Below are 22738 nucleotides of genomic sequence, written 5' to 3'. Positions count from 1 at the left end.
CGCGGGCGGTGTTCAAGACTTGGATGCTCGCCACACGGGCGAGCATGACGCCACAGGAACGCCTCGCATGACCGAACGCTACGACATCGCCACGCTGAAGACCCGCCTGGGCGCTATCCGCACCGAGGAGAACCCGGCGCTGGTGAGGCAGAAGAGCCGGGACTTCTTCTGGTATTCGCCGGTGCTGAAGCGCCAGCTCGATCATGTCGTGGCCGATATCGTCGTCTCGCCGACCAGCGAGTCGGAGGTCGTGCAGGTTCTCGCCGCCTGTTACGAGCTCGGCATTCCCGTCACGCCCCGCGGCACCGGGACGGGCAATTACGGCCAGGCGATGCCGCTTTCCGGCGGCGTGCTGCTCGATCTCTCGGGCTTCAACAAGGTCAAGGAGATCGCCGCCGGCCGCTATGTCGCCGAGCCCGGCGCGATCATGGCCCGCATCGACGACGAGACGCGCGCGCATTCGCGGCAGGAACTGCGCCTGCACCCCTCGACCTACCAGACGGCCTCGATCGGCGGCTTCATCGCCGGCGGTTCGGGCGGCGTCGGCTCGATCAAATGGGGCGGCCTGCGCGACTGGGGCAACATCATCCGGCTCAAGGTCGCTACGATGGAGGCAAGCCCGCGCATCCTCGAATTTTCGGGCGATGATCTGCACAAGGTCGCCCATGCCTATGGCACGAATGGCATCATCACCGAGGTCGAGATGCCGCTCGGGCCTGCCTATAACTGGGTCGACGTCATCGTCGGCTTCGAGAGCCTGCGCACGGCCACCGAGTTCGCCAATGCTGTCGGCGAGCAGGACGGGCTGGCGCTCAAGAACCTCTGCGTCGTGGCTGCGCCGGCTCCTCACGATTATTTCCTGCGCCACCGCAAGTTCCTGCCGCGCGACAGCCATCTCGTCATTGTCATGGCCGCCGATTTCGCCGTTGATGCGCTCTGCGCCTATGCGCGCCGCTTCAAGGGCGCGGAGTTGCTGCTGCGCACCGACAAGCTCGCGCCGGAGGATGCCAAGGGCCTGCCGCCGGCCTATGAACTCGGCTGGAACCATACGACGCTCAGGGCGCTGCGCGTCGACCCGGCGATCACCTATCTGCAGGTGCTCTATCCCTTCCCGAACCAGGTCGAGCTGGTCGACAAGATCCATGCCCGCTTCGGCGACGAGGTGACCTGCCATCTTGAGTTCGTGCGCTTCGACGGCAAGATCACCTGCTTCGGCCTGCCGCTGGTGCGCTTCACCAGCGAGGAGCGGTTGGAGGAGATCATGGCTGTTCATGAGGAGATGGGCGCGCCGATCTTCAACCCGCATCGCTACACGCTGGAAGAGGGTGGCATGAAGCAGACCGACGAGACGCAGCTCGCCTTCAAGCGCGAGGCCGATCCGCAGGGCCTGCTCAACCCCGGCAAGATGATCGCCTGGGAGGATCCGAGCTACGACTACCGTTCGGGCAAGACCTTCCTGTTCCGCAGCCTCACCGAGGCCGGTGTCGGCTAAGAGATTTTTTGAAGCCTCAGCCCTCATCCTGAGGAGCAGCCGCACTCGAAGGCCGCTTCACGGCTCCTCAGGATGAGGGCTTGAGAAATGTTCGAACAGAGGCCTCAGCCATGCGCGTGCTCGTCCTCTATGCCCATCCGGTTCCGGAGAGCTTCGGTGCCGCGGCCCATCGGACGGTGGTCGCGACGCTCAAGCAGGCAGGGCACGAGGTCGATGACTGCGACCTCTACGCGGATGGCTTCGATCCCGTGCTGAGCTGCGGCGAGCGCCGCGGCTATCACGACACAGCCAGCAACACATTGCCGGTTGCCGGCTATGTCGAGCGCGTCCGGGCGGCAGAAGCGCTGGTGCTGTGCTTCCCCGTCTGGAACTTCGGCTATCCGGCGATCCTGAAAGGCTTCCTCGACCGCGTCTTCCTGCCCGGTGTCTCGTTCAGGATGGAGGACGGCAAGGCTCAGCCCGCGCTCCACAATATCCGCCGGCTCGCGGCGGTGACGAGCTATGGCGGCTCGCGCTGGCGCGCATTTCTGATGGGCGATCCGCCCCGCAAGGCAGTTTGCCGGGCGCTCCGCGCGGTTTGCCATCCGCTGGCGCGCACGACCTACCTCGCCCATTACGAGATGAACCTCTCGACGGTGGATAGCCGCGAGGCATTCCTGCAAAAAGTCGCCACAAAGCTGGCGGTCTTTTAGCTCTGACATCGGATTGTCATCTGTCTGTCATCTTGGCGCGCGACTACGCAGCCGGCGAAGCGTCTGCTTATCCGTCCAAGGATCGGCCCGAAGGATCGACCTATGACCAAGGCAATCGAGAAAAGCGTCGGCCGTGCCCTGCTCGTCACCGCCCGGCTGCATCGGTCGCGGATGGGTGAGAGACTGAACGGGCTCGGCCTGTTTCCAGGGCAGGAGCAGGCGCTGAAGGCGCTGCAGCCGGCGCCGATGACGATGGGCGAGCTCGCCTCGCTCCTGCGCGTGAAGCCGCCGACAGTATCGAAGACGATCGGGCGCTTGTCGTTGCAGGGACTGGTGACGCGCGAAGGCGGCAATCGCGACGGCCGGCTTGTTCAGGTCGCGCTGACGGAAGCCGGGCAGAAGACCGCCGTCGAACTCGACGCCGTCTGGAACGAGGTCGAGGAGGAACTTCTCGACAAGCTCGACGGCAAGGAGCGTAAGCAGCTGCGCAAGCTGCTGCGCAAGGCCGCGAAGGGCCTGTCCAAGGCCGGTGCCGATCACGACGACCCGGATAGCGATATCGACGAGGCTGATAGCGACGCCTGATTTCTGCATGGAGCGCATGCGCTCCTGCACTGGCGAAGGCTATTAAATCGGTTCAATCTGGCTTTGTCATTCCTCCAGAGCATGGCGAAACCGGACGTGTCCCTGTCAACCGAGGCCCTTTCCGAAGCCGGGCGAGCCCGGCTCGCGGCCATCGGCCTGATGGGCGTGGCCGTCCTGCTGTTTTCGATGCTCGATGCGAGCGCGAAATGGCTGGGCCAGTCGATGAACCCGCTGCAGGTGGTGTTCGCGCGCTACGCCGGCAGCATGATCCTGGTCCTCGCCCTGATCAATCCGTGGTCTCACCCCGGCGTTCTCAGGACGAAGCGCCCCTGGCTGCAATGGGGTCGTTCGCTGCTGCTGCTCGGCTCGACCGCGCTGAACTTCGTCGCGCTGCGCTATCTCCAGCTCGCGGAGACGATTTCGATCATGTTTGCGGCGCCGCTGCTGGTGGCGCTGGTCTCGGGACCGCTGCTCGGCGAATGGCCTGGGCCGCGCCGGCTGGCGGCGATCGCAGTGGGCTTTCTCGGCGTGCTGGTGGTGACGCGGCCGGGCATCGGCGGCATGCATCCGGCCGCGCTGCTCAGCGTGCTCGGCTGCTTCTGCTTCGCATTCTACGCCCTGTCGACCCGCGTGCTCTCGGCCCATGATTCATCGGAAACGACGATGATCTATTCAGGCGCCGCCGGAACGCTCGCCACGATCCCGCTGCTGCCCTGGATCTGGGAGACACCGCAGGGGCTGCTGCCCTGGCTGCTGATGGTCCTGGTCGGCGTGCTCGGCGGCTTCGGCCACTGGCTGCTGATCCTGGCGCATCGGCTCGCACCGGCCACTGTGCTCGCGCCGTTCATCTACTCGCAGATCGTCTGGATGGTGCTGCTCGGCTGGCTCGTCTTCGGACAGTGGCCGGATCGCTGGACCTTTGCCGGCGGTGGCATCGTCATCGCTTCAGGGCTCTACCTGCTTTATCGCGAGCGCGTGCGGCATGTGCCGCAGGAAGCGGCTTCGGCACGGCTGGATTGAGCCTGCGATAGGCGCGTCATGTTCGGGTCGAGCCCAAGCATGACGCTCGCGAGGGTCAGACCGTGACCTGCGTGCCGACCTCGACGACGCGGCCGGTCGGGATCTGGAAGAAGTCCGTGGCGTCGGTCGCACTCTTGGTCAGGCCGATGAAGAGGTTGTCCTGCCAGATCGGCATGCCGGATTGCGGCGAGGGCTTGATCGAGCGGCGCGACAGGAAGAACGAGGTCGACATGATGTCGAACTTGAAGCCCTGCTTGCGCAGCATGGCGAGGCCCTTGGGCACGTTCGGGCTTTCCATGTAGCCATAGACCATGTCGACCCGCCAGAAATCGTCGGTGATGCGGGCGAGGCGTACGCGCTCTTCCTCGGGTACGCGCGGGGTGTCGGCCGAGCGCACGGTCAGGACGACGTTGCGCTCGTGCAGGACCTTGTTGTGCTTGAGGTTGTGCAGAAGCGAAGCCGGCGCCGTCTCCGGGTCGCTGGTCAGGAAGACGGCCATGCCCTTCACCCGGGCCGGCGGGCTCTTCGACAGCATGGTGACCAGCTCGAGCAGCGGCACATCGGTCTTGCGGGTCTTGTCGAAGAGGATCTTGGTGCCGCGCATCCAGGTCCACATCACCAGCGTCAGCGCCATGGCCAGCAGCACCGGCACATAGCCGCCATGGAACAGCTTCAGCATGTTGGCCGAGAAGAAGGAGACGTCGACCAGGAAGAAGGGAAGGATGAGCGCGCCGGTCGCCAGCGGGCTCCAGCCCCAGTGACGGCGGATGACGATGGCCGCGAGCATGGACGAGACCACCATCGTGCCGAAGACCGAGATGCCGTAGGCGTGCGACAGGCTGGACGAGGTCCGGAACGACCAGACCAGGATCAGCACGACGACGAGCAGCAGCAGATTGACGCGCGGCACGTAGATTTGGCCGGAGGTCTGCTCGGAGGTGTGGCGGATCTCCATGCGCGGCAAGAGGCCGAGTTGGATCGCCTGCCGCGTCAGCGAGAAGGCGCCGGTGATGACCGACTGGCTGGCGATGATGGTCGCCACCGTCGCCATGATGACGAAGGGCAGCAGCAGGCCCTGCGGCGCGAGGCGGTAGAACGGGTTGTCGATAGCGCTCGGGTCGGAAAGGATCAGCGCGCCCTGGCCGAGATAGTTGAGCCACAGCGCCGGAAAGACGACATAGAGCCAGGCGCCGCGGATCGGGCCGCGACCGAAATGGCCCATATCGGCATAGAGCGCTTCGGCGCCCGTCACGGCTAGGCAGACCGAACCGAGCACGGCGAGCGAGACGCCGGCGTGGTCGCGGAAGAAGAGCAGGGCGTAATAGGGGTTGATCGAGCGGAAAACGCTGAGATCGTCGGCAATGTGGTAGATGCCGAGCCCGGCCAGCGTCAGGAACCAGACCAGCATGATCGGGCCGAAGAAGGTCGCGACGCGATGGGTGCCGTGGCTCTGCATCACGAAAAGGCCGATCAGGATCACCGAAGCGATCCAGAGGATGTAGTCGTCGAGCGCCGGGGTGATCAGCTTGACGCCCTCGATCGCCGAGAGCACCGAAATCGCGGGGGTGATGACGGTGTCGCCGTAGAACAGGCCGGCGCCGATCATGCCGAGCAGCAGCGCAACATGGCTGCGCGCCCGGCCGAGGCTGCGCTGGGCGAGCGCGACGAGGGTGAGGATGCCGCCTTCGCCGTTGTTGTCGGCCCGCATCAGCAGCACGACATATTTCAGCGTCACGACGACGACGAGCGACCACAGGATCAGCGAGAGGACGCCGATGACGACGGTCGGCGGAACCGTGACGTTCTCCTGACCGCCGGTCGCGGCGAGGATCGTTTCGCGAAGCGCATAGAGCGGACTCGTGCCGATATCGCCATAGACGACGCCAAGCGCACCCAAGGCCAGAGCAGCGAAGCCGGTCTTGCCGTGGCCGTGGCCATTGGCTTGGCCGTGGCCATCGTCGAGTCCGAAACGGGAATCCTCCGGCCGGATGGTCGCAGGATTCGGCTTCTCATGCCCCATCAGGGATCTCCGCACGCGCTGCGGTGCAGCGAAAGGCCGGGGCCTCTAGCATAATGCGAACGGTGCGCAAAGGTCGGGATCAGCCGGCGACGCCAAGCCCGGCGCCGAAGCGCCGCTCGACATAGCCTGCGACCATGGCCTTGAACTCCTCCGCAATGCCGGCGCCCCGCAGGGTCGCGACCTTCTTGCCGTCGACGAAGACCGGGGCGGTGGGCGCCTCGCCGGTGCCGGGGAGCGAGATGCCGATATCGGCATGCTTCGATTCGCCGGGGCCGTTGACGATGCAGCCCATCACCGCGACGTTGAGGTTCTCGACGCCGGGGTAGCGCGTCTTCCATTCCGGCATGGAGCTCGAAATCCAGTTCTGGATGTCGCGGGCGAGTTCCTGGAATACGGTCGATGTCGTGCGGCCGCAGCCGGGGCAGGCGGCGACGAGCGGCACGAAGGCGCGAAAGCCCATGGTCTGGAGCAGTTCCTGCGCGGTCTTGACCTCGAGCGTGCGGTCGCCGCCCGGTTCCGGCGTCAGCGAATAGCGGATCGTGTCGCCGATGCCCTCCTGCAGGAGGATGCCGAGTGCGGCGGAGGAGGAGACGATGCCCTTCGAGCCCATGCCGGCTTCGGTGAGACCGAGATGGATGGCGTAGTTGGCCCGGCTCGCCAGCATGCGGTAGACCGTGATCAGGTCCTGCACGCCGGAGACCTTGGCGGAAAGGATGATGAATTCGCGGGCGAGGCCGAGCTCTTCGGCACGCTCGGCCGAGAGCAAGGCGGACTGGACCATCGCTTCGCGCATGATGGCGCGGGCATCGAGCGGGCGAGGCGCGCGGGCGTTCTCGTCCATCAGCGCCGTCAGCAGCTCCTGGTCGAGCGAGCCCCAATTGGCGCCGATGCGCACGGGCTTGCGGTGCCGGATCGCCATCTCGATGATCTGGGCGAACTGCTTGTCCTTCTTGTCCTTGAAGCCGACATTGCCCGGGTTGATCCGGTACTTCGCCAGCGCTTCGGCGCAGGCCGGATGATCGGCAAGCAGCTTGTGGCCGATATAGTGGAAATCGCCGACCAGCGGCACATCGACGCCGATGCGGTCGAGCCGCTCCCGGATCTTCGGCACGGCGGCTGCGGCCTCGTCGCGGTCGACGGTAATGCGCACCAGCTCCGAACCCTGCCGTGCGAGCGCGGCGACCTGGGCCACTGTGCCGGCGATATCGGCGGTGTCGGTGTTGGTCATCGACTGTACGACGATCGGCGCGCCGCCACCGACCGTGACATGGCCGACCTGCACCGGCACGGTGAGCTGCCGGGCGAGCGGCCCGGCGCGTTCCGGCGTCAGATGGGGGAAGGCGCGCTCATTCATGCGGGCTGCTCTATCACGAAGCGGCGTTCCGGCAATGCTCGCAACGGCCGACGATCTCGACCATCTGATGAGAGGGTGAGAATTGCCGGGTTTCGGCGATCGCCGCCACTGCTTTCTTCATCGCGGGCGAGGAATCCTCATCGACGCCGCCACAGACCTCGCAGATCAGGAAGGCGACGACCTCATTCGCACCATGGCCGTGCAGGCAGGCGACATAGGCGTTCTTCGATGAGAGCCGGTGGACGAAGCCCTGCTCGACCAGGAAATCGAGCGCCCGGTAGATCGAGATCGGTGCGAGGCGTCGTCCGCCTGCCGGCGAGATACGGTCCGCGAGATCATAGGCGCCGACCGGGCGATGATCGGCATGGAGCGCTTCCAGCGCCTGCCGGCGGATCGGCGTCAGGCGCAGGCCGCGCTCACGGCAAATCCGCTCGGCACGTGCCAGCGCCTCGGCGGCGTGGCGGCGGTGGTCCTCGGCATGGCGGCAGTCTTCGCCATGTGTATGGTGCACATGGTCGTCATGCATATGCGTGTTTGGCTGCATTTTCGTCATGTTGCGTTGCAAAGAGTCATCGGGCAACCTGCGGGTGCCTGTCGTTGCGGCATTGCCACGTTCAGCCCGAACCTAAGCATTTTCTCCTCGATTGTCAGGGGCCTTGACGCTCATGTTCCTCAAAGACCGTACTGCGGCCATCACCGGCTCGACCTCCGGCATTGGCCTGGCCTATGCGCGCGCACTTGCTGCCGAAGGCGCGAACCTCGTCATCAACGGCATCATGCCGCCAGCCGATGCAGAGAAGCTGCGCACCGATCTGGAAAAGGAGTTCGGCGTCAAGGTGCTGTTCTCGCCGGCCGACATGACCAAGCCCGCCGAGATCGCCGCCTTCATCGCCGAGGGCGAGAAGAACTTCGGCGCCATCGACATCCTGATCAACAATGCCGGCATTCAGTTTGTTTCGCCCATCGACGAGTTTCCGCCGGAGAAGTGGGACCAGATCATTGCGATCAACCTGTCCTCGGCCTTCCACACGATCCGCGCCGCCCTGCCGAAGATGAAGGAGAAGGGTTGGGGCCGCATCATCAACACGGCTTCCGCCCATGCGCTCGTCGCCTCGCCGTTCAAGTCGGCCTATGTCGCAGCCAAGCACGGCATCGCCGGCCTGACCAAGACCGTGGCTCTGGAGGTCGCGACCAAGGGCATCACCGTGAACGCCATCGCGCCCGGTTATGTGTGGACGCCGCTGGTGGAGAAGCAGATCCCCGACACGATGAAGGTCCGCGGGCTCACCCGTGAGCAGGTCATCAACGACGTGATGCTGGCCGGGCAACCGACTAAGGAATTCGTCACGGTCGAGCAGGTCGCGGCGCTCGCCGTCTTCCTGTGCACCGACGGGGCGAAGTCGATCACCGGCGCGACGCTGCCGATCGACGGCGGCTGGACCGCCGAATGAGCGGGCGCCCCTCGCGCAAGGCCGAGCCGACCAAGGGACTGGCCGGGCCGAAGGCGGAAAAGACGGTCTCGCTGGCCCTGCAGGGCGGAGGCGCGCATGGCGCCTTCACCTGGGGCGTGCTCGACGTCATCCTGGAGGATGGGCGGCTCGGCATCGAGGCGCTCACCGGGACCAGCGCCGGCGCGATGAATGCCGTCGTGCTGGCCGAGGGCTGGATCGACGGCGGCGCCGATGGAGCGCGCGCCAAGCTGGAGGCGTTCTGGCGGGCGATCAGCGTCGACGGCAAGTATCGCGGTTCCGAGCGCCCGCTGCTCGACACGATGCTCGGCGCCTGGGGGAGTAACGGCACGCCGCCCGGCCTGCTGTTCTTCGAGATGTTCGCGAAGGTGGCGAGCCCCTATGACGTCAACCCGCTCAACATCAACCCGCTGCGCGGCGTGATCGCCGACCTGATCGATTTCGAGAAGGTGCGCGCACACGATGCGGTGAAGCTCTTCATCGCCGCCACCAATGTCCGCACCGGCAAGATCGCGGTGTTCGAAGGCGACCGGCTGACCCCGGACCATGTGATGGCCTCTGCCTGCCTGCCGATGGTTTTCCAGGCGGTGGAGATCGACGGCGAAGCCTATTGGGACGGTGGCTATATGGGCAATCCGGCGCTGTACCCGCTGTTCTACAAGGCTCATTGCGACGACATCCTGCTGGTGCAGATCAACCCGGTCCAGCGCAAGGAGCTGCCGACCAAGGCGCGCGAGATCCAGGACCGGATCAACGAGATCACCTTCAATGCCTCGCTGCTGCGCGAACTGCGGGCGATCGACTTCGTCAACCGCCTCATCGACGACGGCAAGGTACCGGTTGACGAGTACAAGCGCGTGCTGATGCACCGCATCGATGGCGGCCCGCCGCTGGCGGAGCTGACCTCCTCGTCGCGGATGAATGCCGAATGGTCCTTCCTGCTCCGGCTGCGCGACATGGGCCGCGCAGCGGCCAAGCGCTGGCTGAAGCGCAACTACGCGGCGATCGGCAAAACCGGCACGATCGATCTCAAGGAGGCGATCACCTAGAGCCTATTGGTTTTGCGCGAATTCCCTTCGTTCGGTTGATGCCAGCCGAGCGGGAGGCGCGCCGAGGGGGCGGCGGCCCGGCGTGTCGGCTTTCTTCACGTTCCGGCGTCTCACTTGTTCCCGGGACCGCGCTTGCGCGAGGGCGAGGCGAAATGTCATTCACCGGTCCGGGATCCGTTTTCAGAAGGACAGGGATTTTCCATGAGCAGCAAGCTGATCGTCACCGCCGGCCCTTATAGCTTCGACGCAAAGCTTGAGCTCGAGGCCGCGCCGAAGACTTGCGCCGCCTTCCTGCGGCACCTGCCCTTCGTCAGCAAGATCGTGCATGTGCGCTGGAGCGGCGAGGGCGTCTGGATGCCGCTCGGCGATCTCGATTTCGGTGTCGGCTACGAGAACAACACTGCCTATCCGGCGCCCGGCCAGATCATCCTCTATCCGGGCGGCGTCAGCGAGACCGAGATTCTGCTCGCCTATGGCGGCGTGCAGTTCGCCAGCAAGGCCGGCGTCCTCTCCGGAAACCACTTCCTCACCCTGACCTCGGGGCTTGAGAACCTCTACGCGCTCGGCCGCAAGACCCTCTGGGAAGGCGCGCAGGACATCCGCTTCCAGATGGCCGGCTGAACCGAAACCAGCACCTGGGCTGGGACAACAAGGGCGGGACGCATGGCGTCCCGCCCTTGTTCTTTCATGCGGCGGCCGGCGGATCCTCAGAGGGGCTCTCCGCCGTCGGCTTGCGCGGCCTCAACATGCGAGGCTGGGCCGCCTCGGTTGGCGATGGTGCCTCGTCGGCCTGCGTCTCGGGCGCCGCGGCCCTGATTTCCGCTTCGGCCTCGGGCTCTGCCGTGACGACCGGGTTCTGGCAGAGGCCCAGCATCGCCCGCGCGATCTCGGCCTCGCCCATGATCGTCAGCGTCGCGCCGCATTTGGTGAGATGGGCTACCTCCGCATCGGAATGGGCGCGGGCGACGATCGGCAGCGTCGGATTCTCGGCCCGCGCCTGCTCACAGACCTGGCCGGCCTCGAAGCTGCCGGGTATGGCGACGAAGAGACGGATGGCACGGTCCACCCCGGCGGCGGAGAGAACCTCCGGGTCGGCCGCATTGCCGACGAGCAGCTCGGCGCCGTCACGCTTGGCCGTTGCGACCGCGTCCGGATTGTCTTCGATCACCAGCAGCTTCGAGCCCTGTGCGAGCAGGCCCGCGCCGAGCAGGCTGCCGACGCGCCCGTAACCGACCACGACGATGTGACTTGACAGGCTGGTCGGGGTGACGTCGCGCTCCGGTTCTGCGGTCGGTTCGGGCTCGGCCGGGACTTCAGCCGCCATAGGTGCGGCCGCAGGGGATTCCGGCTTCGGCTTCGATGCGGAGGCGTCGGTCGGCTTGAGGCGCTCGGCCAGCGCGAACATCAACGGGTTGAGCAGGATCGACAGGATCGCGCCGGCGAGGATCAGGTCACGCCCCTGCGCCGGCAGGATGCCGAGACTCGTGCCGAGGCCGGCGAGGATGAAGGAGAATTCGCCGATCTGGGCGAGCGAGGCGGAGATCGTCAGCGCCACCGCGTTCGAGCGGCCGAAGGCGCGCACGATCAACCAAGCCGCGACCGACTTGCCGATCAGGATGATGGCAAGCGTGCCGAGCAACGCCCATGGCGCCCGCAGCAGGATGCCGGGGTCGAACAGCATGCCGACCGAGACGAAGAACAGCACCGCGAAGGCGTCGCGTAGCGGCAGCGTCTCTTCGGCGGCGCGCTGGGAGAGCGGCGATTCGGAGAGAATCATGCCGGCGAAGAAGGCACCGAGCGCGAAGGAGACGCCGAACAGCGTCGCGGAGAGGAAGGCGACGCCGAGCGCGACCGCCAGCACCGCGAGCCGGAATAGCTCGCGCGAGCCGGTATGGGCGACCCAGTGCAGCACCCAGGGAATGACCCGGCGCCCGACGATCAGCATGAAGGCGATGAAGGCGGCGACCTTGGCGACGGTGACGCCGAGCACGCCCCAGAGGCCGAGATCGAACTGCGTCGAGAGCGGAGACGGCGTGCCGGGCTGCCCGCCGCTGATCGCGTTGGCCACGGCCGGAAGCACGACCAGAGCCAGCACCATGGCCAGATCCTCGACGATCAGCCAGCCGACGGCGATCTTGCCCTTTTCCGTCTGGACCAGCCGGCGCTCCTGCAGGGCCCGCAGCAGCACCACGGTGCTTGCGACAGAGAGCGCGAGGCCGAAGACGATGCCGGCGATCCAGTTCCAACCGAGCAGCAAGGCAAGGCCGAGGCCAAGCAGCGTCGCGACGGCGATCTGGACGATGGCGCCGGGAACAGCGATCATTTTGACCGACAGCAATTCCTTCAGCGAGAAATGCAGGCCGACGCCGAACATCAGCAGGATGACGCCGATTTCCGCCAGTTCATTGGCGAGGTTTTGATCGCCGACGAAGCCCGGGGTGAAGGGGCCGGCGGCGACGCCAGCCAGCAGATATCCCACCAGTGGGGATATGCGCAGTTTCTGGGCAATGGCCCCGAAGACGAAAGCAAGGCCGAGGCCCGCGACAACGATGGCGATCAGCGGGCCGTGATGCATGGGTCTCCCGAATCCGAAACGTCAAGAAATCGAAAATGTTGGAACGCTTTGGAGCATGGGGACTGCAGCCGCCGATTTCAACCGAAAGACGTACGTCTTTCGGGCTGGCGATGCCGAATTTTCCGTCGCTTCGCCGGGGCGCGCCGGTGATGGAAACGCGAGCCCGGCCGCCGGGCTGACGGCAACGCCCACGCCGATGACCGATATGTCCTACGCCTTAGGCTTCTCGAGCAGGATCTGGCCTTGCTTCTCGACCCCGATCTTCAGCTTCTCGGCAAAGACGGCAAGCATCCAGGGCAGCGTCACCTCGACGCGGATAAGACGCTCCTCGACCTCGACGCGGCCATGCACGGTGTGACCGAGCGCGCCCACGCCGAAATGCAGGCTGTCGTCCTCCCAGCGCTCCTCGACGAGCTGCATCCTGACCATTCCGAGCCTGTCGCGGATGCGGTCGATCCCGCTGCGCAGGCGATTGAGCGCGGCCTCGCGGCCAAGATCATGCGAGATGGTTATGGAGACGGGTTTGCCCATGGCGCCTCATCGAACAGCAGGAACGAAAGCCAGTTGCAGCCGAACATGGCGACGGCGCCGGAGATTTTCCAGCGCCGCCGAAAGCCCGCCGAAGGGCGGGCGTGATCATCGAAGATCGTCTTGTAACATGAGCGCGCGTGGGCCCAGCGGTCCGCCGGGAGCTTAGCTGCGTTGGCTCAGGCGCTGCTGGCCGCTTTGTGTGACGCGCCAGGCGGCCCCATCCGACTCGACGAGCCCGCGATCGCGCAAGGCGAGCAGCATCGTATCGTCGAAGATGAAATGCTGGGTCTTTTCTTCAATGCTTTCCAGCGCGATCCATTCCGGATCCGAAAGAACCCAGGGATGTGCGATCTGGAGGTGCTGAACGTGCATATAGCGTCTCCTTCTCGTTGATGGCCCCTGTTCGCTGGGAGATCGCATCCAAACATGACCGGGTTATGGCCGAACAGCGAAGAATCGTGACCCATACCCGTTCGCGCCGGCCGCCTTTTGAGCGAGCGGTGGGAACCCAGCCGCATCATCCGTCGTTCCCTGGTCATGTCCCTTTCAGGAACGGAGAAACCGTCATGGCGATGGCCAACAAATTTCCGCCGGATGTGCCGGACAATGCCGAGGAAGCTCAGGAACAGGTCGAGTCCACAGTGAGGGCGCTCCGCGGCAAGGCGGCGGATATGGCCGACAAGGCGAGTGAGACCGTGAAGGACCACTATGAGCGGGCAAAGGACGCCTGGGACGAGGCCGATCCGATCGAAACCGTCCGCGAAGGCGGGCATGCGGTGGCGCGGACGGTGGAGCGGCATCCGCTCGCGACGCTCGGTCTCGGTGCGGTGAGCATCGGGCTGATCGCCTGGGCTACGCTGCGCCCCCGACCTGAATCGCGCTGGGAGCGCTATCAACCCGACTATGGCCGGGTGCGTGGCTGGCTCAACGACTACGGCTCCGATGCCGCGGATGCCGGAAGTCGCGCCCTGAAGGCCGGCAGCAACTGGCTGAGCGCCCGACGCGACGCCGCGGATGACTATGCGGATCGCGCCAACGACTACGCATCACGAGCGCGTGAATATGCCGACATGGGCGGGCGCATGCTGGTCAAGCGGGCCGAGCGCGAGCCGATGGCGGCTCTGGTCGGGCTCGGGCTCGCTGTCTATGTGATCGGTTCGCTCCTGGCCTCGGCCTCGACCAGGGAGGAGCCGGCGCCCGCTCCGGCCCGCAGGCGCTCAGCCAAGCGCTGAGACGAAATCGCGGGTTTGGGAGACGCATCAGAAAAAGCCCTGCGGCGCGAGGCGTCGCAGGGCTCTCGAATTGTTGGCGCGGCGCCTCCGAGTGGCGCCGCTCAAATATTACCACCAGTAGCGGCGCGGGCCGTAATAGCCATAGCCACGATAGTAGCCACGGTCGGCGCTGGCGGCGATCGCGCCACCGACGACGCCTGCGGCAACGCCCGCCGCTACCGCGCTGCTGGCCTCGTTCGAAGCGCGACGGTTCTCGACATAGTTCGCCGAGCGGCACTGCTGGTAAGCGCGGGTGCCGGGACGGAAGCCCTGGGCCTCACAGGTGACTTCAGCGTCAGCCATCGACTCCTGCGCGGTCTGGCAACCGGCGAGAAGCGCGGCCATCGCGCCGACGATCAGAATGCTACGCATATTTTATCCCTTTTCAGCCTCCCATTGGCCTGCGGGGACTTAAAAGCAGCCATCGTTGCAGGTCAAGAATGTCTCAGGTCTTGCGTTAAAGTTCGCACAGCCGAAATCATTCAATAGCCGCAGAATTCCACTCGGATTGAGTAAGGGCCTATCTGGTGAAGGCACGCGGAGCGTCCTGCACAGATCGGGCTTGCATTTGCGCGACAGCAGCGGAACATGGCGGCCGAACCGATCAGGACAGCCTGGACCATGTCGATACCGCGCCTCATCCTTCTTCTGCCGGCTTTGTTTCTTGGAGCCTGCGCCTATCACACTTCGCGCAGCAGCGCGGTCGTGGTCACGGATGCGGAGAAGGTCGTGGAGGGCTGCACCAAGCTCGGCGTGATCGACGGCAAGTCCGAGCTGCATTCGGTGCTGCTCACCGATACGGCGCGCGATACGATCGTGACGCGCCTCAAGATCAGGGCGGCGGAGATGGGCGGGAGCCATGTCGTCTCCAGCGCCGCCGACATCAAGTGGAAGGGCCCGGACACATCGGGCACGGTCTACAAGTGCGAGCGGTGAGCCGCTAGGCGGCTCATTCCGGATTGAGTCCCGCTCGCACGGGGCCAACAATCAGCTCTTCAGCAGCCACTCATGCTCGGCCGCGTTGTGGAATTTCCAGGTCCGTTTCGGGCCGGCCATGACGTTGAGATAATAGAGATCGTAGCCGTGGCAGGTGGCGCAGGGGTGATAGCCCTTCGGGACCAGCACGACATCGCCGTCCTCGATCGCCATGGCCTCGTCCAGGCTGCGGTCATCCGTATAGACGCGCTGGAAGCCGAAGCCCTGCGGCGGGTTGAGGCGGTGGTAATAGGTCTCTTCGAGATAGGATTCCTGCGGCAGCTCGTCCCGATCGTGCTTGTGCGGCGGGTAGCTCGAGGTGTTGCCGGCGGGGGTGATGACCTCGACGACGAGCAGCGAATCCGCCGGCTCGCCTTCCGGCAGGATGTTGGTGACGTGGCGGGTGTTGGAACCCTTGCCACGGATCTCCTGGCCGAGATCGTCTGGTGCGATGACGCGCACCGGCAGGCCGCCACGCAGGCCAGGCGCCGTGCAGATCGCCAGCTCAAGATCGGTGGTGGCGGTGACCGACCAGTCCGAGCCCTGCGGGACGTAGACCGACCAGGGCTTGCCCTCGAAGGGGCTCATACGCTGGCCGAGTTCGCCCAGCGTCTGGCCACCGGCCGTGGCCTTGCCCTTGCCGGTCACGAAGACGAGGCAGGCCTCGCGATCGCCCGTCGGGGCGGAGACGGTCTCGCCCGGCTTCAGGCGATGCAGATCGAAGCCGACATAGGTCCAGCCGGCATTTTCCGGCGTTACATGGGTGACGCGGCCGTGGGCGCCGTGCGGGCGAACCTTGAGACGGGACATGGGGGCTCTCCAGCGCATTCTCGGTGGGCTCGTCATGCTCGGGTTCGACCCGAGCATCTCCGGCAAGAGATTCTCGGGTCTGCGCTTCGCTTCGCCCGAGAATGACGCTGTAGTCAGACCAGGCCCGCTTCCTTGATGAAGCGCGTCAGATTGGCATGGCCGAGCTTGGCGTAGCGGGCGGGCTCTGCCTTCTTCGGATCCTGCTCGGCCTCGACCACGATCCAGCCGGAGTAATCCCAGAGCTCTCTCAGCACGCGGACATAGTCGATCAGACCGTCGCCCGGCACGGTGTAGACGCCGGCGAGCACGGATTCGAGGAAGGACCAGTCCTCGCGATTGGAGCGCCACATCACCTCCTCGCGGATATCCTTGCAGTGGACGTGGTGGATGCGCGCCTTCCAGTGGCGGGCGATGCGGGCGGGATCGCCGCCGCCCCAGGTGGCGTGGCCGGTATCGAGCAGGAGGCCGACAGCCGCGCCGGTGACGCCCATGAACCGGTCGATCTCGGCCTCGGTCTGCACCACCGTGCCCATGTGATGATGATAGACAAGCTGCAGGCCGTACTCCGCCTTCACCGCCTCGGCGAAGTTGGTATAGCGCGCGCCGAAATCGTCCCAGCGCGCCTTGGGCAGGACGGGGCGGGCCGAGAGCGGCTTGGCGATGTCGGAGTGGATCGCATTCGAGGTCTCGGCGGCGATCAGCACCGAGCAGCCCATGTCGCGCAGCAGCGTCGCGTGAGCCTTCACCGCTGCCATCTCGGCGGCGACGTCGCGGACGAGCAACTCGGTCGAGTACCAGCCGGAGACCAGCGCGTGGCCGTGCGCGTCGAGGATCGGCTTCAGCCTGGCGGCTTCGCGCGGGAACTTGTTGCCGAGTTCCATGCCGGTGAAGCCGGCTTCGCGAGCCTCCTTCAGGCAGGTTTCGAGCGGGATGTCGCCGCCGATCTCGAGCATGTCGTCGTTCGACCAGCCGATGGGGTTCGCGCCGATGCGGATCATGTGTCGGGTCTTTCTCGCCTATGGGAACGGCTTCAGTTGCCGATGTGCTGGCGCTTGCGCTGCGTATCGTAGTTTGCCCGCGCCGTGCGGACTTCCATGCGGTCGCTGACCTCCGGCACGGCGACGTCCCACCAGGCGCCGCCGGAGCCGGTCGAGATCAGCGGGTCGGTGTCGATGACGACGACGGTCGTGCGGGTGTTGGCCTTCGCCTGCGCCAGCGCGGTTTCAAGCTCGGCAATCGAGGCTGCCTTGGTCGCGATCGCCCCCATGCTGGCGGCGTGGGCGACGAAGTCGATCTCCGGCAGCGTCTCGTGCCTGCTGTCCTTGAGCAGATTGTTGAAGCTCTGCCCGCCGGTCGCGTTCTGCAGGCGGTTGATGCAGCCGAAACCGCGATTGTCGAGCAACACGATCGTGAGCTTGAGGCCCAGCATCACCGAGGTCGCGATCTCGGAATTGAGCATGAGATAGGAGCCGTCGCCGACCATGACGACGACTTCCTTGTCCGGCCTCGCCATCTTGGCGCCGAGCCCGCCGGCGATCTCGTAGCCCATGCAGGAAAAGCCGTATTCGGCATGGTAGGAGCCGGGCGTGCCGGCCTGCCAGAGCTTGTGCAACTCGCCCGGCAGACCGCCCGCGGCATGGAGCAGGACGACATCCGAGCCCAGCGCGCGCTGGACCGCGCCGATGACCTGCGCGTCCGAGGGCAGGGCGGAATTGGTGGCGGCAGTTGCCTTGTCCGCTTCCTTCAGCCAGTCGGCCTTGCCGGCCTTGGCATCGGCCGTCCAGCTTTCCGGTGCCTTCCAGCCACCGATGGCCTCGGACAGTTCGGCCAGGCCTTCGCGGGCATCGGCGACCAGGGGGAGGGCGCGATGCTTGCCGGCGTCGAAGGATTGGACGTTGAGGCCGATGACCGTCTTCTGCGCGGCGCCGAACAGCGCCCAGGAGCCGGTGGTGAAGTCCTGCAGCCGCGTTCCGACGGCCAGGACGAGATCCGCCTCGGCGGCGAGGCGGTTGGCGGCAGCCGTGCCGGTGACGCCGACGGCGGCCATGTTGAGCGCGTTGTCGTCGGGCAGGGCGGATTTGCCGCCTTGCGTCTCGCAGACCGGAATGCCTGTCGCGGCCGAGAAGCGGGCGAGTTCGTCGCAGGCACCCGAGTAGAGCACGCCGCCGCCGGCGACGATCAGGGGCTTCTTCGCGGCCTTCAGCGCTTCGGCCGCGGCCTTCAGCTCGTTGCGGTCGGAGCGAGGCCGACGCGGTGTCCAGAGGCGCTCGGTGAAGAAGCTCTCGGGGTAGTCGTAGGCTTCCGCCTGCACGTCCTGGCAGAGGGCGAGGGTCACAGGTCCGCATTCAGCCGGGTCGGTCAGCACCTGCATGGCGCGGGCCAGCGCCGGAATGATCTGCCCGGGTCGGGTGATGCGGTCGAAATAGCGCGAGACGGGCCGGAAGCAGTCATTGGCCGAGACCGTGCCGTCGCCGAAATCCTCGACCTGCTGCAGGACCGGATCGGGGATGCGGTTGGCGAAGACATCGCCCGGCAGCAGCAGCACCGGCAGGCGGTTGACATGGGCGAGCGCGGCGGCGGTGACGAGATTGGTCGCGCCGGGGCCGATCGAGGTGGTCGCAGCCATGAAGCGGCGGCGCATGTTCGCTTTGGCGTAGGCGATGGCCGCATGCGCCATCGCCTGCTCGTTATGGGCGCGGAAGGTCGGCAGGCGCTCGCGCTCGTGCCAGAGCGCTTCGCCGAGACCCGCGACGTTGCCATGGCCGAAGATCGCCCAGACGCCGCCGAAGATCGGCAGGCGCTCTCCGTCGATTTCGGTCATCTGCGCCGCGAGGTAGCGCGTCAGCGCCTGCGCCATGGTGAGGCGGACGGTGGCAGTCATGGTCGTCGATCTCCGAGCGGGAGTCTTCTTAGCATCGGCTTGGTCCGAAAACCGGTTCCCACTTTTCAGGCGGATGCACTAGGCCGCCTTGCGGCCGCGCGTGGCAAGCCAGAGGCCGGTCAGCGCCTCGAAACGCTTGGCCATATCGGCGATGGCCGCTTCGTCGTCGAGCTTGCCGGCGAGCCAGCCTTCCGCCGCGGCCATGAAGATGGTGCGGCCCACGGCGAAGCCCTTGACGATGGGCGTGCCGGCCGTGGCGGCGAAGCCGGCCTCCAGCTCTTCGGCCGGGGCGTCGAGCCCGAGCAGGAGCACGCCGCGGCACCAGGGGTCGTGCTTCGCGATGGTGCGCTCGATGGCGGCCCAGGCGGCCGGGGAGGATTGCGGCTCGAGCTTCCACCAGTCCGGCTTGATGCCGAGCGCATAGATCTCCTCCAGCGCGCGGGCGATGGTGTCGGGCCCGAGCGGGCCGTTCTTGCTCGCGATGATCTCGATCAGCAATTCGCGGCCGACCTTGCGCGCCGCCTCGAACAGGCCGCGCAGCTTCTCCTGCTGGGCCTGCTTCAGCTCCGCGGGATCGTCTGGGTGATAGAAGCAGAGAGCCTTGATGCAGTGATCGGCCGGCCATTCCGGCAGGAGCGAGCCAATGTCCTGGCTCGTCTCGAAGCGCAGCGGGCGCGAGCCCGGCAGTTCGACCGGGCGGCCGAGCCAGGCGAAGGGATGGCGGGCAAACTCGAACATCGCCTCGCGCCCATGCTTCTCGTCGAGCAGCATGCCGTAACCGGGCCGGCCATCGGCGACGCGAGCGGCGGCCCTGACCGCGAGCACCTTGAAGTCGCGGATGCGGGCCGGATCGGCGCCGAACTTCGCCGCAAGCTCTTCCAGCTGGATGCGGTGGTCGCAGGCGAGCGCCATAAGCGAAGGAATGTCGCTCCGGCGTGTCGTCGCCCAGTGGATGTGGTTGATGGCCTCATCCTTGCGCAGGGCGCGGTGCGGGCTGCCGTTCTTGAGGAAATATTGCAGTTCCTCGAAGGTCGGGCTCTCCGGCGAGCAGAGCAGGCGCGAGACGGCGAAGGCGCCGCAGGCATTGGCCCAGGTCGCGGCTGTCTGCAGGCTTTCGCCGCCGAGCCAGCCGCGCAGGAAGCCGGACATGAAGGCGTCGCCGGCGCCCAGCACATTGTAGACCTCGATCGGGAAGCCCTTGCCGACGATGCCGTCCTCCAGATCGTCCGGGATCGCGCCTTCATAGACGATGCAGCCCATCGGGCCGCGCTTGAGCACGATGGTGGCGGGGGTGAGGGAGCGGATCGTTCTCAGCGCCTGCAAGAGCTCGCTCTCGCCCGAGGCGATCAGGACCTCTTCCTCGGTGCCGATGATCAGGTCGCAGCCGGGCAGCACGGTCTTCATCCGCTCGGAGACGGCCTGCGAGGCGATGTAGCGGTTGTCGCCTGCGTCGTGGCCGGCGAGTCCCCAGAGGTTCGGCCGGTAGTCGATGTCGAGCACGACCTTGCCGCCATTTTCGCGCATCAGCTTCATCGCCTTGCGCTGGGCGGCCTCGGGCTTGGGCCGAGCGAAATGCGTGCCGGTGACGACGACGGCGCGGGCCTTCGCGATGAAGGCGGAATCGATATCGCCTTCCTCCAGCGCCATATCGGCGCAGTTCTCGCGGTAGAACAGCAACGGGAAGGATTTGTCGCTCTCCACCGAGAGGATGGCGAGCGCGGTGAGGCGTTCGGAGTCGGTCTTGAGGCCGTCGAGATTGACGCCTTCGCGGGCGAGCTGCTCGCGCAGGAAGCGGCCGAACTGCTCGTTGCCGACGCGGGTGAGGAGCGCCGAGCGCAGCCCGAGCCGTGCCGTGCCGATCGCGATATTCGCCGGGCAGCCGCCCACCGATTTGGCGAAGCTGGTGACGTCTTCCAGCCGCGAGCCGATCTGCTGGCCGTAGAGATCGACCGAAGCGCGGCCGATGGTGATGACGTCGAGCGCCTGCGCCGATCCGCCGAGCGGTCCCGTCATATGCTCCTCCAGCCCTTGTCGCTTCTGGTGACATGCGGGCGGCCCAACGGCCCCGCCTTGGCGACATGAAATAATAATTCCATTATTCCGTCAATGCGGAATGTCTATTCCTGCTCGCGCGACCGGCGGCGGCGGCCGCGCCCGGCGCGGCGGGCGTCGCCGATGCCGACGGCGAGCGCCATGGCCAGGGCCATGGTGGAGGACAGCGTGCGGAAGCCGCCGAAATCGGCCTCGGCCACCTCGAACCAGGTCTGGGCGAAGCTGGCGAGCGGCGAGAAGGCGCTGTCGGTGATGGCGATGAGTGGCACGCCGCGCTCGGCGAGGCCGCGCGCGTCCTCGACGGTGGCCGATGCGTAGGGCGAGAAGCTGACGACCAGCACGGCGTCCCGCGGGGTGGCGAAGGCGATCATCTCGGGGTCGAGCCCGGCCGCCGATTCGACGAGCTGATAGCGGACGCCGAGCTTGCCGAGCGCATAGGCGACATAGCTCGCCACCGGGTAGGAGCGGCGGCGGGCGAGGATGTAGATGGTTTCGGCGCTGGCCAGCAGCTCGATGGCGCGGTCGAGTGTGCCCTCGTCGATGCTGCGGCTCATCACGTCGAGCGATTTGCGCGAGGCGGTGAGGAAGCCGTCGAGAATGCGATGGGCGCCGGCCGGGCCTTCGCCGGCCCGCAAGGTGTTGAGGCGTTCCTCATAGCTCGAATTGCGCTCGCGCAGCCGCTCGCGGAAGACCACCTGCAGACTGGTGAAGCCGTCGAAGCCGAGATGCTGGGCGAAGCGGATCAAGGTCGAGGGTTGGACGCCAGCGGAGACCGCGATGCTCGCCGCGGTGCCGAAGGCGATCTCGTCGGGATTGTCGAGCGCATAGGCCGCAATCTGGGCGATGCGCTTCGGAAGACTCTCGCGCTGGGCGAGAATCAACGTGCGCAGGCCGTCGAAATCACGCGGCAGTTCCGCAACGGCGGTTTCGCTCATTCTCGATGTCCGTTGCCGTCCCTGTTGCAACAGTTCTGGCAGCGAAGCGTAAATGGAGCAAGCGTTCCAGTAGGGGAATGAACAATCGATATCAGCCCGGCAGGCCGGCGGTACAGCTCTGGCCCCCATCGACCGGCAGGCAGACGCCGGTGATGAACTTCGCTTCGTCAGAGGCGAGGAAGACGGCGGCGTGGGCGATGTCCCAGGCGGTGCCCATCCTGCCCATCGGCACCTGCGCGTTACGGGCGGCGACCATCTCCTCGACGGAAGCATATTGCGAGGAGATCTGCTTGTAGATCAGCGGCGTGTCGATCAGGCCCGGCATGATGCAGTTCGCGCGGATGTTCTGCTTCGCATACTGAATCGCGAGCGCGACCGTCGCCTGGTTCACCGCCGCCTTCGTCGCGTAGTAGGCGAAATAGGGATAGCCGGTCCAGCGAATGGCCGCGAGCGAGGAGATGTTGACGATGGCGCCGCCGCCACCTTTCAGCATCTCGGGAATCGCGGCCTTGGCGCAGCGATAGACCGAGCCGAGATTGAGCTGGAGCGAAGCCTGGAACTGCTCCTCGGAAAGCTCGACCGGCCCGCCCATATGGGTGACGCCGACATTGTTGTGCAGGATGTCGATGCGGCCGAAATGCTGCGCGGTTTCCGCGACGCAGGCTTCGACCGAGCCGAGATTCGTCACATCGGCGGCGAGCGCCAGCGCCCTGCCGCCCTCGCCGGCGATGATGGCGGCGGTCTCCTCGGCGGCGGCCAGGTTCAGGTCGATGCAGGCGACCCCGGCGCCCTCGCGGGCATAGGCGACGGCGGCCGCCTTGCCGTTGCCCCAGCCGGGTCCGGAGGAGCCGGCGCCGAAGACGATGGCGATCTTGTCCTTCAGCCGGTCGGCCATGAGGAGTTCTTTCTGTTGTGCAGAGTACGGCGCGCCGATGGAGCGCCGTCATGCTCGGGCTCGACCCGAGCATCTCGAAAACCAGAGCTGGCTGGTCATGAGATTCTCGGGTCGAAGCTTTGCTTCGCCCGA

The 22738-nt window shown here is 66.1% G+C and carries 22 protein-coding genes; 9 read left to right on the top strand and 13 right to left on the bottom strand.

All coding sequences use genetic code 11. The features are described from left to right. Positions 1-67 precede the first annotated feature (67 nt). The 4 genes from AC1DDA_RS17115 to AC1DDA_RS17100 all read left to right on the top strand — a co-directional run bounded on the left by AC1DDA_RS17115 (position 68) and on the right by AC1DDA_RS17100 (position 3789). Entirely contained in the window at positions 68-1492 is a 1425-nt protein-coding gene (locus AC1DDA_RS17115; protein WP_476796636.1) for an FAD-binding oxidoreductase, read from the top strand. Between the two features lie 110 nt (positions 1493-1602). Next, positions 1603-2184, top strand: a complete 582-nt coding sequence (locus AC1DDA_RS17110; protein WP_476796635.1) for an NAD(P)H-dependent oxidoreductase — start codon at positions 1603-1605, stop codon at positions 2182-2184. A 102-nt stretch (positions 2185-2286) separates the two neighbouring features. Then, entirely contained in the window at positions 2287-2769 is a 483-nt protein-coding gene (locus AC1DDA_RS17105; protein WP_441510348.1) for a MarR family winged helix-turn-helix transcriptional regulator, read from the top strand. 96 nt (positions 2770-2865) lie between these two features. Further along, positions 2866-3789 carry a DMT family transporter gene (locus AC1DDA_RS17100; RefSeq protein ID WP_476796634.1) on the top strand — a complete coding sequence of 308 codons (924 nt, stop codon included), beginning with the start codon at positions 2866-2868 and terminating at the stop codon, positions 3787-3789. A gap of 55 nt (positions 3790-3844) precedes the next feature. Here the strand turns inward: AC1DDA_RS17100 and AC1DDA_RS17095 are convergent, their stop codons facing one another. From AC1DDA_RS17095 to AC1DDA_RS17085, 3 genes are all read right to left on the bottom strand, one after another. Next, the gene (locus tag AC1DDA_RS17095) at positions 3845-5809 is read right to left on the bottom strand and encodes a potassium transporter Kup (RefSeq protein WP_476796633.1); all 1965 of its coding nucleotides are present in this window, start codon (positions 5807-5809) and stop codon (positions 3845-3847) included. Positions 5810-5888: 79 nt separating this feature from the next. Beyond that, positions 5889-7163 (bottom strand): flavodoxin-dependent (E)-4-hydroxy-3-methylbut-2-enyl-diphosphate synthase, encoded by a 1275-nt coding sequence (ispG, locus tag AC1DDA_RS17090; protein WP_476780300.1) that lies wholly within the window; start codon positions 7161-7163, stop codon positions 5889-5891. Positions 7164-7176: 13 nt separating this feature from the next. Next, a complete protein-coding gene (locus tag AC1DDA_RS17085) occupies positions 7177-7716 on the bottom strand; it encodes a Fur family transcriptional regulator (RefSeq protein WP_441510344.1) in 540 nt (179 codons plus the stop codon). A 112-nt stretch (positions 7717-7828) separates the two neighbouring features. Here AC1DDA_RS17085 and AC1DDA_RS17080 point away from each other — a divergent pair, with 112 nt between their 5' ends. The 3 genes from AC1DDA_RS17080 (at position 7829) to AC1DDA_RS17070 (ending at position 10302) form a co-directional block, all read left to right on the top strand. After that, positions 7829-8614 (top strand): 3-hydroxybutyrate dehydrogenase, encoded by a 786-nt coding sequence (locus tag AC1DDA_RS17080; RefSeq protein ID WP_476796632.1) that lies wholly within the window; start codon positions 7829-7831, stop codon positions 8612-8614. Then, a complete protein-coding gene (locus AC1DDA_RS17075) occupies positions 8611-9681 on the top strand; it encodes a patatin-like phospholipase family protein (RefSeq protein ID WP_441510342.1) in 1071 nt (356 codons plus the stop codon). The genes AC1DDA_RS17080 and AC1DDA_RS17075 overlap by 4 nt, the downstream gene beginning before the upstream one ends. 201 nt (positions 9682-9882) lie before the next feature. Continuing rightward, entirely contained in the window at positions 9883-10302 is a 420-nt protein-coding gene (locus tag AC1DDA_RS17070; protein ID WP_476796631.1) for a DUF3830 family protein, read from the top strand. A 64-nt stretch (positions 10303-10366) separates the two neighbouring features. Here AC1DDA_RS17070 and AC1DDA_RS17065 read toward each other — a convergent pair whose 3' ends face one another. The 3 genes from AC1DDA_RS17065 to AC1DDA_RS17055 all read right to left on the bottom strand — a co-directional run bounded on the left by AC1DDA_RS17065 (position 10367) and on the right by AC1DDA_RS17055 (position 13159). Then, positions 10367-12256, bottom strand: coding sequence for a cation:proton antiporter domain-containing protein (locus AC1DDA_RS17065; RefSeq protein ID WP_476796630.1), 1890 nt, complete (start codon positions 12254-12256; stop codon positions 10367-10369). Positions 12257-12466: 210 nt separating this feature from the next. After that, positions 12467-12787 (bottom strand): polyhydroxyalkanoic acid system family protein, encoded by a 321-nt coding sequence (locus AC1DDA_RS17060; protein WP_476796629.1) that lies wholly within the window; start codon positions 12785-12787, stop codon positions 12467-12469. Between the two features lie 162 nt (positions 12788-12949). Beyond that, positions 12950-13159 (bottom strand): hypothetical protein, encoded by a 210-nt coding sequence (locus AC1DDA_RS17055; RefSeq protein ID WP_441510338.1) that lies wholly within the window; start codon positions 13157-13159, stop codon positions 12950-12952. A gap of 194 nt (positions 13160-13353) precedes the next feature. On the opposite strand from AC1DDA_RS17055, the gene AC1DDA_RS17050 reads away from it, so the two are divergent. Then, entirely contained in the window at positions 13354-14019 is a 666-nt protein-coding gene (locus AC1DDA_RS17050) for a hypothetical protein (protein ID WP_476796628.1), read from the top strand. A gap of 108 nt (positions 14020-14127) precedes the next feature. On the opposite strand, the gene AC1DDA_RS17045 is transcribed toward AC1DDA_RS17050, so the two are convergent. Continuing rightward, a complete protein-coding gene (locus AC1DDA_RS17045) occupies positions 14128-14430 on the bottom strand; it encodes a hypothetical protein (protein ID WP_441510336.1) in 303 nt (100 codons plus the stop codon). Between the two features lie 216 nt (positions 14431-14646). On the opposite strand from AC1DDA_RS17045, the gene AC1DDA_RS17040 reads away from it, so the two are divergent. Further along, a complete protein-coding gene (locus AC1DDA_RS17040) occupies positions 14647-14994 on the top strand; it encodes a hypothetical protein (RefSeq protein ID WP_441510335.1) in 348 nt (115 codons plus the stop codon). A gap of 51 nt (positions 14995-15045) precedes the next feature. Here the strand turns inward: AC1DDA_RS17040 and iolB are convergent, their stop codons facing one another. From iolB to AC1DDA_RS17010, 6 genes are all read right to left on the bottom strand, one after another. After that, positions 15046-15843: a 5-deoxy-glucuronate isomerase gene (gene iolB / locus AC1DDA_RS17035; RefSeq protein WP_476780309.1), complete on the bottom strand. Its 798-nt coding sequence runs from the start codon at positions 15841-15843 to the stop codon at positions 15046-15048. Positions 15844-15956: 113 nt separating this feature from the next. Then, a complete protein-coding gene (iolE, locus tag AC1DDA_RS17030) occupies positions 15957-16841 on the bottom strand; it encodes a myo-inosose-2 dehydratase (RefSeq protein ID WP_441510333.1) in 885 nt (294 codons plus the stop codon). Positions 16842-16873: 32 nt separating this feature from the next. Continuing rightward, entirely contained in the window at positions 16874-18724 is a 1851-nt protein-coding gene (iolD, locus tag AC1DDA_RS17025; RefSeq protein ID WP_476796627.1) for a 3D-(3,5/4)-trihydroxycyclohexane-1,2-dione acylhydrolase (decyclizing), read from the bottom strand. 78 nt (positions 18725-18802) lie between these two features. After that, positions 18803-20737, bottom strand: a complete 1935-nt coding sequence (locus AC1DDA_RS17020; RefSeq protein WP_476796626.1) for a bifunctional 5-dehydro-2-deoxygluconokinase/5-dehydro-2-deoxyphosphogluconate aldolase — start codon at positions 20735-20737, stop codon at positions 18803-18805. A gap of 104 nt (positions 20738-20841) precedes the next feature. After that, positions 20842-21711, bottom strand: a complete 870-nt coding sequence (locus AC1DDA_RS17015; RefSeq protein WP_476796625.1) for a MurR/RpiR family transcriptional regulator — start codon at positions 21709-21711, stop codon at positions 20842-20844. 91 nt (positions 21712-21802) lie between these two features. Then, positions 21803-22606 (bottom strand): SDR family NAD(P)-dependent oxidoreductase, encoded by an 804-nt coding sequence (locus tag AC1DDA_RS17010; RefSeq protein WP_476796624.1) that lies wholly within the window; start codon positions 22604-22606, stop codon positions 21803-21805. Positions 22607-22738: the final 132 nt, after the last annotated feature.

This window comes from Allobosea sp. 10N428 (assembly GCF_056394545.1).
This window is presented reverse-complemented; position numbering and strand designations above follow the sequence as displayed.

Coding starts and splice junctions, on each gene's coding strand:
- AC1DDA_RS17115 (WP_476796636.1), top strand. CDS start 68: ATGACCGAACGCTACGACATCGCCACGCTGAAGACCCGCCTGGGCGCT.
- AC1DDA_RS17110 (WP_476796635.1), top strand. CDS start 1,603: ATGCGCGTGCTCGTCCTCTATGCCCATCCGGTTCCGGAGAGCTTCGGT.
- AC1DDA_RS17105 (WP_441510348.1), top strand. CDS start 2,287: ATGACCAAGGCAATCGAGAAAAGCGTCGGCCGTGCCCTGCTCGTCACC.
- AC1DDA_RS17095 (WP_476796633.1), bottom strand. CDS start 5,809: ATGGGGCATGAGAAGCCGAATCCTGCGACCATCCGGCCGGAGGATTCC.
- ispG (WP_476780300.1), bottom strand. CDS start 7,163: ATGAATGAGCGCGCCTTCCCCCATCTGACGCCGGAACGCGCCGGGCCG.
- AC1DDA_RS17085 (WP_441510344.1), bottom strand. CDS start 7,716: ATGACGAAAATGCAGCCAAACACGCATATGCATGACGACCATGTGCAC.
- AC1DDA_RS17080 (WP_476796632.1), top strand. CDS start 7,829: ATGTTCCTCAAAGACCGTACTGCGGCCATCACCGGCTCGACCTCCGGC.
- AC1DDA_RS17075 (WP_441510342.1), top strand. CDS start 8,611: ATGAGCGGGCGCCCCTCGCGCAAGGCCGAGCCGACCAAGGGACTGGCC.
- AC1DDA_RS17070 (WP_476796631.1), top strand. CDS start 9,883: ATGAGCAGCAAGCTGATCGTCACCGCCGGCCCTTATAGCTTCGACGCA.
- AC1DDA_RS17065 (WP_476796630.1), bottom strand. CDS start 12,256: ATGCATCACGGCCCGCTGATCGCCATCGTTGTCGCGGGCCTCGGCCTT.
- AC1DDA_RS17060 (WP_476796629.1), bottom strand. CDS start 12,787: ATGGGCAAACCCGTCTCCATAACCATCTCGCATGATCTTGGCCGCGAG.
- AC1DDA_RS17055 (WP_441510338.1), bottom strand. CDS start 13,159: ATGCACGTTCAGCACCTCCAGATCGCACATCCCTGGGTTCTTTCGGAT.
- AC1DDA_RS17050 (WP_476796628.1), top strand. CDS start 13,354: ATGGCGATGGCCAACAAATTTCCGCCGGATGTGCCGGACAATGCCGAG.
- AC1DDA_RS17045 (WP_441510336.1), bottom strand. CDS start 14,430: ATGCGTAGCATTCTGATCGTCGGCGCGATGGCCGCGCTTCTCGCCGGT.
- AC1DDA_RS17040 (WP_441510335.1), top strand. CDS start 14,647: ATGGCGGCCGAACCGATCAGGACAGCCTGGACCATGTCGATACCGCGC.
- iolB (WP_476780309.1), bottom strand. CDS start 15,843: ATGTCCCGTCTCAAGGTTCGCCCGCACGGCGCCCACGGCCGCGTCACC.
- iolE (WP_441510333.1), bottom strand. CDS start 16,841: ATGATCCGCATCGGCGCGAACCCCATCGGCTGGTCGAACGACGACATG.
- iolD (WP_476796627.1), bottom strand. CDS start 18,724: ATGACTGCCACCGTCCGCCTCACCATGGCGCAGGCGCTGACGCGCTAC.
- AC1DDA_RS17020 (WP_476796626.1), bottom strand. CDS start 20,737: ATGACGGGACCGCTCGGCGGATCGGCGCAGGCGCTCGACGTCATCACC.
- AC1DDA_RS17015 (WP_476796625.1), bottom strand. CDS start 21,711: ATGAGCGAAACCGCCGTTGCGGAACTGCCGCGTGATTTCGACGGCCTG.
- AC1DDA_RS17010 (WP_476796624.1), bottom strand. CDS start 22,606: ATGGCCGACCGGCTGAAGGACAAGATCGCCATCGTCTTCGGCGCCGGC.